13 protein-coding genes are annotated in these 10497 nt (G+C 64.3%); 5 read left to right on the forward strand and 8 right to left on the reverse strand.

Annotated features, from left to right (window positions below; genetic code table 11):
* The 3 genes from JOZ00_RS15975 to JOZ00_RS15985 form a co-directional block, all read right to left on the reverse strand.
* Nucleotides 1–660, reverse strand: a 660-nt coding sequence (locus tag JOZ00_RS15975; RefSeq protein WP_293345199.1) for a TetR/AcrR family transcriptional regulator, incomplete at its 3' end; no start/stop codon positions are given.
* Nucleotides 644–1120: a hypothetical protein gene (locus tag JOZ00_RS15980; protein WP_293345201.1), complete on the reverse strand. Its 477-nt coding sequence runs from the start codon at nucleotides 1118–1120 to the stop codon at nucleotides 644–646. The genes JOZ00_RS15980 and JOZ00_RS15975, both read right to left, overlap by 17 nt.
* A gap of 76 nt (nucleotides 1121–1196) precedes the next feature.
* Entirely contained in the window at nucleotides 1197–1679 is a 483-nt protein-coding gene (locus JOZ00_RS15985; RefSeq protein ID WP_293345203.1) for a hypothetical protein, read from the reverse strand.
* A 147-nt stretch (nucleotides 1680–1826) separates the two neighbouring features.
* Between JOZ00_RS15985 and JOZ00_RS15990 the strand changes: the two genes are divergently transcribed.
* The gene (locus JOZ00_RS15990) at nucleotides 1827–2681 is read left to right on the forward strand and encodes a sulfurtransferase (RefSeq protein WP_293345205.1); all 855 of its coding nucleotides are present in this window, start codon (nucleotides 1827–1829) and stop codon (nucleotides 2679–2681) included.
* Between the two features lie 3 nt (nucleotides 2682–2684).
* Here the strand turns inward: JOZ00_RS15990 and JOZ00_RS15995 are convergent, their stop codons facing one another.
* The 3 genes from JOZ00_RS15995 to JOZ00_RS16005 are packed head-to-tail and all read right to left on the reverse strand — an operon-like array spanning nucleotide 2685 to nucleotide 5337.
* Complete coding sequence (locus JOZ00_RS15995) at nucleotides 2685–3536, reverse strand: hypothetical protein (protein WP_366022339.1); 852 nt, start codon at nucleotides 3534–3536, stop codon at nucleotides 2685–2687.
* Nucleotides 3521–4780 carry a cytochrome P450 gene (locus tag JOZ00_RS16000; protein WP_293345207.1) on the reverse strand — a complete coding sequence of 420 codons (1260 nt, stop codon included), beginning with the start codon at nucleotides 4778–4780 and terminating at the stop codon, nucleotides 3521–3523. Before JOZ00_RS16000 ends, JOZ00_RS15995 begins: the two co-directional genes overlap by 16 nt.
* The gene (locus tag JOZ00_RS16005) at nucleotides 4777–5337 is read right to left on the reverse strand and encodes a TetR/AcrR family transcriptional regulator C-terminal domain-containing protein (protein WP_293345209.1); all 561 of its coding nucleotides are present in this window, start codon (nucleotides 5335–5337) and stop codon (nucleotides 4777–4779) included. The genes JOZ00_RS16000 and JOZ00_RS16005 overlap by 4 nt, the downstream gene beginning before the upstream one ends.
* Nucleotides 5338–5467: 130 nt before the next feature.
* Here JOZ00_RS16005 and JOZ00_RS16010 point away from each other — a divergent pair, with 130 nt between their 5' ends.
* From JOZ00_RS16010 to JOZ00_RS16025, 4 genes are all read left to right on the forward strand, one after another.
* On the forward strand, nucleotides 5468–6217 hold the full coding sequence (locus JOZ00_RS16010; RefSeq protein ID WP_293345211.1) for an SDR family oxidoreductase: 750 nt from the start codon (nucleotides 5468–5470) through the stop codon (nucleotides 6215–6217).
* Nucleotides 6214–6945, forward strand: coding sequence for a hypothetical protein (locus JOZ00_RS16015; protein ID WP_293345213.1), 732 nt, complete (start codon nucleotides 6214–6216; stop codon nucleotides 6943–6945). Before JOZ00_RS16010 ends, JOZ00_RS16015 begins: the two co-directional genes overlap by 4 nt.
* Before the next feature lie 135 nt (nucleotides 6946–7080).
* On the forward strand, nucleotides 7081–7572 hold the full coding sequence (locus tag JOZ00_RS16020) for a lipoprotein LpqH (protein ID WP_293345215.1): 492 nt from the start codon (nucleotides 7081–7083) through the stop codon (nucleotides 7570–7572).
* Nucleotides 7573–7577: 5 nt separating this feature from the next.
* Nucleotides 7578–8567 carry an alpha/beta fold hydrolase gene (locus tag JOZ00_RS16025; protein WP_293345217.1) on the forward strand — a complete coding sequence of 330 codons (990 nt, stop codon included), beginning with the start codon at nucleotides 7578–7580 and terminating at the stop codon, nucleotides 8565–8567.
* A 44-nt stretch (nucleotides 8568–8611) separates the two neighbouring features.
* Here the strand turns inward: JOZ00_RS16025 and JOZ00_RS16030 are convergent, their stop codons facing one another.
* Together JOZ00_RS16030 and JOZ00_RS16035 are read right to left on the reverse strand one after the other, a co-directional pair.
* A complete protein-coding gene (locus JOZ00_RS16030) occupies nucleotides 8612–9814 on the reverse strand; it encodes a cytochrome P450 (RefSeq protein WP_293345219.1) in 1203 nt (400 codons plus the stop codon).
* A gap of 21 nt (nucleotides 9815–9835) precedes the next feature.
* Complete coding sequence (locus JOZ00_RS16035) at nucleotides 9836–10486, reverse strand: TetR/AcrR family transcriptional regulator (protein WP_293345221.1); 651 nt, start codon at nucleotides 10484–10486, stop codon at nucleotides 9836–9838.
* Nucleotides 10487–10497 lie beyond the last annotated feature (11 nt).

Below are 10497 nucleotides of genomic sequence, written 5' to 3' on the forward strand. Positions count from 1 at the left end.
ACGCGTCAGTGTGACGACGCTGTCATCAGGCAGCCCGAGGATGCGGTCGATCGCCAGCCCGTGGAGTCTAAATCTTGTTGTCAGACAGTCGATCGCGCGCTCCCGTGCGCCCGCGTCGTCGGCATGTAGAACATTCAGGATCATCGAATTGGTTCGTGCCGCAAGGCCATAGATCATGTCGGCGACGCCTTCGGGATCGAACGTATCAAAGACGGCGTCGCTGACCCCGTCCGATATCAGCCGGGCGAACAGCGGGATGTACAGCGCTTCCTCGACCGCCACTATTCGCCCGTACAGGTGGGCGTTGTCCGGGCGCAGCAGCGATATCATCGCCGCCAGCTGCTCCGGTCCGCCCGTCTGAAGGTTGACATCAAAACTCGCCTGCAACAAGGCATTCAGCCGAGCCAATGCGTCTCCGTCACACGTGGCGACGGCATCTTCCACAGCCGTGAAAGCCACCCGGGCGCTGCGTTCGGCCAAGGCTGTAATCAGCGCTTCTTTGGACGGAAACCAATGGTAGAAGGCGCCTTTGGAAACGCCGGCGTCGGCGATCAGGTCATTGAGACTGACATTGTCATACCCGCGGCGCAGGAACAGTTCGGTCGCCCGATCAAGAATTTCCGCTCGGCGTACGTCGGGATGCTTAACTACCCGCGGCACCCGGGCGATCCTGCGTTGTGCCCGAAATAGATTCGGGTGCCTGGGTTTCCGGTTTCCAGCCCACGTACGTCAGGTACAGCCCGGCGGAGGCGAGGCAGATGAAGAGCACCCAGATCGCCGCGGAGGCACCCGAGTTGTAGATGGCGTTGCCGGCCGAGTCGTAGGCCCGCGGAACCGTCAGCAGCAGCACGCCGCGAATCAGGAAGAACCAGCCCACGGCGGACACGATGATCGCCGCGAGGCCGCGCCAGTATTGGTGGAACGCGATGATGAAAAGGCCGCCCATCAACAGAATGGCGCCGTAGAGCCACGCCCACATCGGGTTGGCCTTGAATTCGTTGAAGAGTTCCTGCATGTAGGAGCCGCGTATCGCGACCGTGGTGGGCACGATAGTGAGATACGGCCCCATCACGCGGGCGAACATGCGGGTGCGGATTCGTGATTGCTCAGATGCGCTCATTGCACTACTCCCTCTCGTGCTCACGAGCATAACCGACCAGTGGTCGGTTTAACAGACCATCGGTCGATGAAGGTCGCTAGAAGTCTGAGGTTCCCCACGACCCCGACGGGTACGGCGGAACCTGTCCGGCAAACACGCCGTCGGTCAGCCTGCACAGGGTGTCCGAGATCGTGCCTGCATCCGCCAGCACCTTCGCGTCGTTGCCCGGCACGATGCGCGCGGCCACCACCTGCCAGTAGTAGCCGGCGCCGCCGTGCTCGTACCAGATGAACCAGTCGGTGTCGCGGTTGCCGGCGCGGATCAGGCGGCGAAACGGCAACGACGGATTGCTGACCCAATCGGTGGAGTTGAAGGGCGTGCCGACATCGGCGATGGGCGGAAGCAGCTTGAGGAAATCGGGGGGTACTTCGGACACGTGGTGGACTTCGGCAACGGGTGTCACCAACGCGCACTGGGTGTTTGGCATTGCCTCGGCGGTTGGCGTGACTGCGGCGCTGGACAGGGTGATGACGGCGCAGCATGTCGTGAAAATTCGCCGCCCGACAAACCATCGCGCCACGATTTGCTCCCATCGCCGGCCTCGATGACCTTTGACATTACGCCGCATCGTTTTTAGATGGGAGACAATTTGCTGGCAATGCGGTGCTCGAACACCTACCCTTGCTGCGCTGGTTAGGCTCGTGGGGGACGAGAAGGAGCAGAACACGTGGACTCACGCGACCAGGTCCTCATCACGGCCACCGAACTGGCGGCCCGCCTCGAGGCCGGCGATCCGGTGACCATATTGGACGTGCGATGGCGGGTCGATGAACCCGACGGGCGTGCGGCCTACCTGGAGAGCCACCTCCCAGGCGCGGTGTATGTATCTCTCGACGACGAACTCAGCGATCACTCGATCTCGGGCCGCGGCCGTCATCCGCTGCCGTCGGGGCGCGCATTGGAAGCGGCGGCGCGCGGCTGGGGAGTCCAGCAGGACTCGCTGGTAGTCGCGTACGACGACTGGAATCGCGCGGGTTCCGCGCGGGCATGGTGGGTGCTGACCGCGGCCGGGCTGCCGAACGTCCGCATTCTGGATGGCGGCCTGTCTGCGTGGCGGTCCGCCGGACACGAGCTGCAGAGCGGTCCGGTTACGCCCGAGCCCGGGAATGTGACTGTGCCGCAAGATGATTTGTACGCGGGAAATCGCCCCACGTTGACGTCGGAGCAGGTCGGCGCGGACACCGTGACGCTGCTCGATGCGCGTGCACCCGAGCGCTATCGCGGCGACGTCGAGCCGCTCGACCCCGTCGGCGGTCACATACCCGGGGCCAAGAACCTCCCCAGCGGCGCGGTCCTGGCCGCCGACGGCACCTTCCTGGGCGATTACGCACTCTCCCAACTATTGTCGGACCGGAGCATCGATCGCCACGAGAGTGTGGGCGTCTATTGCGGCTCGGGTGTCACCGCCACTATCGCGATCGCGGCCCTCGCCGCCATGGGCCGCGCGGCGGCGTTGTATCCCGGGTCGTGGTCTGAATGGAGTTCGGATCCCTCACACGCCGTCGCCCGCGGTGCCGGATAACGTTCAGGCGCCTGGCCATTCCCGCAGGAACGCCGAGGATACGCGGGCGGCGTTGCGCGCGGCGATGCGCTTGTAGCAGAAGAACTGGAATGGAAAGCCCGGCAGGTGAAGCGGATCGCCGGGCCCGTCCGTGATGGCGCGGATGCCGATGAACGGGACACCGTGCGCGTCCGCAACGGCCTGCGCGGCAGCGGTTTCCATGTCGGTCGCATCGAAGGCCGGGTCCGCAGTCGACGCGATGTTGATGTTGCTGATCAGGGCGGTTCGCAGCCAAGGCATGCCCGCCTGCTCGAAGTTACCGGTGTAGCGACGGGAACGATGAGGCGCGTTGCGGGGCTGACAGCCGAAAACGTCACCGCCGCCAGGGATGCAGGGAAACGCCACACCATTGTTGTTGTCCCAGCTGCCACCGTCGCCGCCGACGATCAGTCGCGGTTGCCGTCGCAGATTGATCCGCCGCGCAACGCTTTCCAGCGCGACGGAGAGCTTCCCGGCCGTCGCCAGCATGCCGGGATCCACCGGATGAAAGGTGGTCCCCGTGTCGAGTGTCCAGCGCGCCGGTATGGCCACATCCGCGATCTTCGTGCGCCCTCCCCCGCCGGCAACGCCCGAAAACACCACCGCGGCAACGGAGAAGCGCGCGCAGGTGGTCTCGGTGGTGTCGGTCGCGTTCACCAGGCCGATGCCGGTCATCGCGACAATCACCTTCTTGCCGCCGATCGAGCCGAGATAGAAGTGCCGACGGTCGGCGACCACCACGGGATCGGTATCGAGTGTGGTATGGGACAGCACGGCGTCTGCTTCCGCCGGGAAGGCGGCCAGCACGAGCGTGCGAGAGCCTAATTCACGCCGCACGGCAGTCGTTTGATGCCGTGGAAGAACGACGACCGCAACCGGTCGGGTGGCCCGGTGACCGTCAGGCCGGGCACGTTCGGGTACAACTCCTCGAGCATGACTCGCAACTCGAGACGGGCCAGCTGAGCGCCCAGGCAGAAGTGCACTCCCCCGCCCCCGAATGCGGCATGACCGACGTCCGGCCTCGCGATGTCGAATTCGTCGGCCCGATCGAAGACGTCCTCGTCGCGATTGGCAGACAGGTAGTGCATCAGCACCCAGTCGCCGGCCGGGATCCGTTGCCCGCGAATCTCGACGTCACGGGTGAGGGTGCGCCGGAAGTGCATCACCGGGGTCGCCCAACGCAAGAGTTCCTCGACCGCGGGCTTGACGGCTTCGGCGTCACGGGCGAGCAGTGCTTGCTGGCCAGGGTGTTCGGACAGCGCCAGCACACCGTGGCTCAAGGTGTTGCGGGTGGTCTCGTTTCCGGCGATCGCCAGCAGCAGGAAGAATTCGTTGAGCTGGTCGCGGTTGAGTTTGTCACCATCGACCTCGGCGGCCAGCAAGGCCGACAAGATGTCGTCGGTGAGACCGTGTTTGCGCCGGTGGTCCACCAGTTCGTTGCAGTACGAGAACATCTCGGCCGCCGCCTTGCCGAGTGCTTCCGGCGTGGGGGCGTAGTCGGGGTCTTCGATACCTAAGCTCCCGATGGCATTGCTCCACCGGAAGACGTCCATCCGGTCCTCGGGCGGCACCCCGAGCACGTCGGCGATGACCTGCAGCGACATCTCCGCGGAAATGTCTGTGACGGCGTCGAATTCGCCCTTGTCGATGATATCGGCGACGATGTCGCGGGCCACCGCCCGCATTCGCGGTTCCAGCCTGAGCACGTTGCGAGCGGTGAAGCCCTGATTGATCAGCTTGCGAAAGTGAACATGACGGGGCGGATCGATGCCTGGCAGCATCGCGGAATTCGGTCCGGCTTCGGCCACGACCAAGGTGTTGCCCATCTTGCTGCTGAAGGTCTCGGTGTCCCGACTGGCCATTCGCACGTCGGCGTGCCTGGTCAAGAGCCAGGCTCGGGGCAGCCCGGGCAATTGCACCGGATGCACCGGAGCCGTTGCCCTCAGCCGACTCAACGCCTCGTACGGGGTGCCTTGGACGAACGTGTCGGGATTCAGCACCGCCGCGGCGTCGCGGTCGGCCGCGCTTTCCTGGTTCTCGGGTATCAGGGATTTCACCAGCGGGGGCGTTTGATTGCTCATCGATTCTCCAAAGAGGCCTTGATTCCGGCAATGACGACGTCGAGGCCCGCCCGAAAACGGTTGGCGGCCTGACGCTTGCCACGCTGCACGGCGCGGGACTCCTCCAGGCTTATCGAGCCCAGCAGGTAGGTGTACAACACCGAATGCGAGGCTGCCGCAGCCGCTTTGGTGAGCCCGGCTTGGGCAAGCAGTGAGCGGCTGTGCTTGTCGAGTCGCCTGGCTGATTCGCCGCCGCCGCTGGTTTGCAGCACGGCCGCGATTCCCGGCACCGAAAGGATCACTTCGCGCGCGGCGCAATAGAGTTCGACGAGCCGGACATCCCAGGTGCCGGTCTCGGGAACAGGAATGTCATCCAGCACCAATTCCGCGAGCAGGTCCAGGGCGGCCCGCTTACCGGGAACGTGGTAGTAGACCGACGGCACCGCGGCGCCGAGTTCGAGCGCCAGCTCCCGCATCGTCACGCCCTGCACGCCGACCCGTCCGACCAGGTTGCGCAGGGATGCCACCACGCGAGCGCGGTCCAATTCACCGTAGGGCCGCCGGACCGCGGCTGTCATTGCGACACCCCACTACTCGCAATGGCAGATCGGCATGAACCAGATTCGAGCACTGTTAGAATCTACCCGGCATGAATCAGCCTGGGAAGACCACGCGGTGACCGGCCGGCTTGACGGCAAGGTCGCGATCGTGACTGGGGCGAGCACCGGACTTGGACCCGTGCTCGGCTCGCTGTTCGTGCGGGAAGGCGCTCGAGTGCTACTCGCCGCGCGACGCGAAGAGCTGGTTCGCGAGGCCGCGGCCGCGGCCGGCCCGGGTGCGATCGCGATGCGCGCGGACGTGACCGACGAGAATGACGTCGCGGCCATGGTCGCGCGGGCGGTCGACGAGTTCGGCCACGTCGACATCTTGTGCAACAACGCCGCCGCGCCCGGGCAGGACCGCTGGATCTGGGAGCAGACCCTGGACAACTGGAACTCCACGATCGCCGTCGATGTCACCGCGGCAATGCTGTGCACCCGCGAAGTCCTCAACCAGTCGATGCTGGCACGCCGCCGCGGTGTGATCCTGAACTTCTCCTCAACGGCGAGCTACTCCGGCGTCGTCCGCAAGTCCCACTACGTCACTGCCAAAGCGTCGCTTCGCGCTTTCACCAAGGCCGTTGCCTTGGAGGTCGGTTCGTACGGCATCCGGTGCAATTGCATAGTGCCCGGCGCCATCGACACCGACTTGTGGCGCAACTGGGTGCAGCGCACAGCCGACGAGCAGGGTGTCGACGTCGATCACCTACGCGCCAAGTACCTCAAAGGTGTTGCGTTACAGGATATTTCCGCTCCGGAGGACGTCGCCAACCTGGCGTTGTTTCTGGCCGGCGACGAAAGCCGAACCATCACTGGCCAATCGATCCCCGTCGACGCCGGAGGTTTCATGCAGGGATGAGCAACTGTCGCGTAAAGGCGGGCATTTTCAGCCTCACCCCGGTGGCCGATGACGACGGCAGCTATCTGCGTTGGCATTTGCTGGATCACATGCCGGAGCAATACCAAATTCCCGGCATCGTGTGCGGCCTGCGCTGGATCGCCGACGGTGACTACCTCGACCGCCGTCTGGCAGCCCAAGGACCCCTGGGCGAAATCGGCAACGTGGTGCACTACCTGGTCGGCGATCCGGTCGAGGAAACCTTCGACGAATTCGTCGCGCTCGGCCGCGCGCTGCGCGAGAACGGCCGCTTCCCCGTCATCCGGCCGTCGCTGCAGGTGGCCGGCCTGCGGCTGCTGCAGTGGCAGTCCTCCCCGGCCGCACAGATATCGGCCGAGGTAGTGCCGTTCCGCCCGCACCGCGGTGTAGTGCTGATCGTTGAAGAGGCGACCGATGCTCGTCCGAACGACTGGCTGCAATGGCTGCACGCCAAGCACTATCCCGAATTGCTTGCCGTGCCCGGCACCGCGGGCGCATGGACATTCGGGACAAGCACCGGATGGAGCCATCTTCCCGGTGGCTGGCGGACGGACCCCCAGTACATCTCCGTCATTTACCTGGACGACGACCCGCTGGCCACCACCGACGCCCTAGCTCCCATCCTCGAGCAGCGGTGGCGTTCGGGCGCCGTTCGGCCCGTATTCGTCGGGCCGTTGCGGAGCATGATCAGTTGGGAAACGTGGCCCTGACCTGTAGCGCCGCGGTTGACTCAGGGCCAGAGACGTGAGACCTTCCGGAAATGAAGGAGCCCTATAGTCCTCGTGACGCTCTGATGAGGGAGGGGTGAGATGGCGAACCGGAGTTGCTGCCGCCTAGGGCGGCCGATGGTTCTCGCGGCTGTCGGGGCCGCCGTGGTCACATTGACGGCTGGTCTATCCGGTTGTTCGAGCAACGGAAGCCGCCCCGCGGCCACCTCGAGCTCAAATCCGGTTGCTTTCAGCACAACCGTGATGATTGACGGAAACAAGCACACGATGATCGCCGGAGTCGACTGCATCAACTCGGCGGCACAACCGAGCGCGTCGCCTCCCGAGTCGGGCGACCTCACCACGCGCATCAACGTTCACGACGATTCGGCATCGGTGTCACTGGCCGTGTCCGATGAAAAGCCGCCCACAGTCGACGGCTTCGCGATTTCGCTGAAGATCGGAAACGACCAATATCAGTTGCCCTATCAGGCGACCAAGTCGCCGACCCAGGTTCAGGCAACCAAAGACGGCAAGAGCTACACGGTGACCGGGACGGGCCAGGCGACGACTCCGGGTGAAAGCGTAATGCGGCAGGTCACATTCGGCGTCCACGTAACCTGCCCGTGAATCCAATGGACATCTTCGCGGAATGGCAAAGCGGCGGCGCGGAAATGCGCTGGCGGTCGACAACTGCCGCCAACGATTCCAAAGAGGTCACCATCTTCAGTCGCCGCTGCGGCACACCCGGGGCGCCGGCATTGTTGCTCGTGCACGGTTTCCCGACGTCGAGCATCGACTATTTCGCCCTGGCGGCCGAGCTGAGTTCGGAGTTCGACATCTACCTGCTGGACTTCCCTGGCTATGGATTGTCCGACAAGCCGTCCGAGCCCTATGTGTATTCGCTCTACGACGACGCGCGACTGCTCGTCTACGCGATCACGCAGGCATGGAAGCTGTCCGACTACCGGATGCTCACCCACGACCGCGGGAGCAGCGTCGGCATGATCTCGCTGGGCATGCTGGCCGCACAAGACCAGTCGGCGCAACCGCTCGACCTCATCTTGACCAACGCCAACATCTACCTTCCGCTCTCCAATCTCACCGCGTTCCAGACCGCGCTGCTCGACTCCGCAACGGGACGCGCTACCGCTGCGGCCGCGACGCCGGAAATGCTGGCGGCCGGCATGGGAGCCAGCACTTTCATGCCGCGGCGCACGCTGGAAGATCCCGAAATCGCCGCAATGGCCAAATGCTTCGCCCACAACGACGGAATCCGCGTGCTGCCGGACACCATCCAATATCTGCATGAGCGCGCCGCGGACGAAACGGGTTGGCTGGAAGCGCTTTCCGCGAGCGATGTCAACACCACGGTGGTGTGGGGACTACACGACAATGTCTCCCCGCTGCGGGTCCCCAACCACGTATGGCAGGCGTATCTGAAGAACAAGCCCGGGCGTAACCGCTACTGGGTGGTGCCCAACGCCGATCATTATCTGCAGTGCGACGCCCCGAAGCAGCTAGCCGAGATCGTTCGCCTGACGGTGCGCGGCGAGCAGATTCCGTTGCAGACGCTCGGAAACCAGCCCGACGGCGCGGTGTTGGTGGACGAGAGCACTCCCTAGTCGCGCCGAATGTGCGGCTGGCCGCACATTCGAGCATCCGGGTCTCAGCCGGTGACGACCGGTAACCGCGCCCACCCGCGCACACTGGCGGTGTGTGCCCGCTTGGCGTTGGCGAAGTCGACTTCCCAGTCGGGCCAGCGTTTGAGGACCTCCTCGAAGGCCACCCGCGCCTCCAACCGGGCCAGCGCCGAACCGAGGCAGAAGTGCAGGCCCTGCCCGAAGCTGAGGTGGCCAACCTTGCGGTGAATGTCGTAGCGGTCCGGATCGTCGAAATGCTCCTCGTCGCGATTGGCGGATGCGTTGAGCAGCAACATGAATGACCCTTCGGGCACCACGCGACCATAAAGGTCGGCGTCCCGGGCGACGTAGCGCGCCTGGACCGGCGACGGCGGCTCGTACCGAAGTGTCTCCTCGATCGCATCCGGAATCAGCGACGGGTCGACAGCCAGTTCGCGGCGTTGATCCGGGTGATCCGACAACAGCTGTCCCATGAAACCGATTAAGCGGGCGGTGGTTTCATTGCCGGCACCGGCGATCATCGCGGTGTAGGACAGCACCTCGGTCCTGGACAGCGGCCGCCGCGTGCCGTCGGGCTCATCGATCTCGGCACGCAACAGTTCGGTCATCAGGTCGTCGGACGGATGATCGGCCCGCCACTCGATGTACTCGGCGAACAGCGCGATGGTGTTGGCGAAAATATCCGCATCGACCGCAGCGGGGTCGCTGCCCTTGGCCATTTCGATGTTGGCGACGCTGCGGTCCCGGATCTTCTCTTGATCGTCTTCGGGGATGCCCAACAGGTATCCGATGGTCCGCATGGGCATCATGGCGCCAAGGTCCGCGATGAAGTCGAATCCCTTCTCGCCGATCAGCGGGTCGAGCTCGCGCACGCAGAATCCCCGCACCAATGACTCGACCGCCAGCATGCGCCGGGGCGTGAAGACCCGGGACAGTAGCTTGCGGTGCAGATCGTGCAGCGGTGGGTCCTCGAAGAGCAGAATGCCCGGTGGCACTTCGATGTTGGCGAACAAGATGTCGGCGGTGGTGCCGCGGCCGGATCGATAGGTCTCCCAGTTGTGCAATTCACGGGCCACGTCGTCATAGCGACTCAGCGCGTAGAAGTTGTACTTGTCGTTGTAGTACAGCGGCGCCTCTTCGCGCATGCGCTTCCAAACCGGGTACGGGTTCGAGTCGATATCGACATCGAATGGGTCGTAATACAATTCGACGGCGTTGGCGCTTGTCATTGTTAGATCCCTAAGCAGCAGTTAGTCGTTACGGTGCAAGAAGCCATGCAGGAGTGCCTGAACGAGTTCCTCAACGATCACCTCCCGCGGCGGTTGGTTGCTTCCGAAGTAGGTCGAACGCAGAGCGGCCATCCCGGCAATCATCGACACAGTCGAGTGGGCCGGTAGGTCGGGATGATCCGATCGCAGTCCCCGCAACTTCATTCCTTCGACACTGATTTGCCCGAGTACCGTTATCGCCCTGCGGATCTCGGCGATGCCGGCATCGGCTTGCTCCTCGTCGCTCAAGGCCTCGGATGCCATCAGCGTGAGAAGCAGACCTTGGTGTTCGACGAAGACGTCGTAGAGCCGCGATACGAAAAGCCGAGTCAGTTCTTGCTCGTCGGTCTCCTCGGGAACCACCGACTGCCAGGTTTGGCCAAAATCGTCGACGAAGCTCACAAAAGGCACGACAAGCGCCTCGCGGAACAGCGCCGCCTTCGAACCGAAGTTACGAAACAGGAGGTGTTCGGTGACGCCCGCGGCCTGGGCGATCTCGCGCGTGGTGGTGCTGCGATAGTCCTGCCGGGCGAACAGTGCCCGGGCGGCGTCGAGCAGAAGCCGGCGCGGCGCGCCACGGGGCCGACGCGCCGCCGCAGTCGGCGTCGGCTGCTTAATTGCTCGCTGGGGCACCGATGTTCACT

This window comes from Mycobacterium sp. (assembly GCF_019243155.1).
GTDB lineage: Bacteria > Actinomycetota > Actinomycetes > Mycobacteriales > Mycobacteriaceae > Mycobacterium.

Excerpts from the sequence above, each read along its gene's own strand:
- JOZ00_RS15980 (WP_293345201.1), bottom strand. The coding sequence starts at position 1,120 with ATGAGCGCATCTGAGCAATCACGAATCCGCACCCGCATGTTCGCCCGC.
- JOZ00_RS16000 (WP_293345207.1), bottom strand. The coding sequence starts at position 4,780 with ATGAGCAATCAAACGCCCCCGCTGGTGAAATCCCTGATACCCGAGAAC.
- JOZ00_RS16005 (WP_293345209.1), bottom strand. The coding sequence starts at position 5,337 with ATGACAGCCGCGGTCCGGCGGCCCTACGGTGAATTGGACCGCGCTCGC.
- JOZ00_RS16015 (WP_293345213.1), top strand. The coding sequence starts at position 6,214 with ATGAGCAACTGTCGCGTAAAGGCGGGCATTTTCAGCCTCACCCCGGTG.
- JOZ00_RS16020 (WP_293345215.1), top strand. The coding sequence starts at position 7,081 with ATGGTTCTCGCGGCTGTCGGGGCCGCCGTGGTCACATTGACGGCTGGT.
- JOZ00_RS16025 (WP_293345217.1), top strand. The coding sequence starts at position 7,578 with ATGGACATCTTCGCGGAATGGCAAAGCGGCGGCGCGGAAATGCGCTGG.
- JOZ00_RS16030 (WP_293345219.1), bottom strand. The coding sequence starts at position 9,814 with ATGACAAGCGCCAACGCCGTCGAATTGTATTACGACCCATTCGATGTC.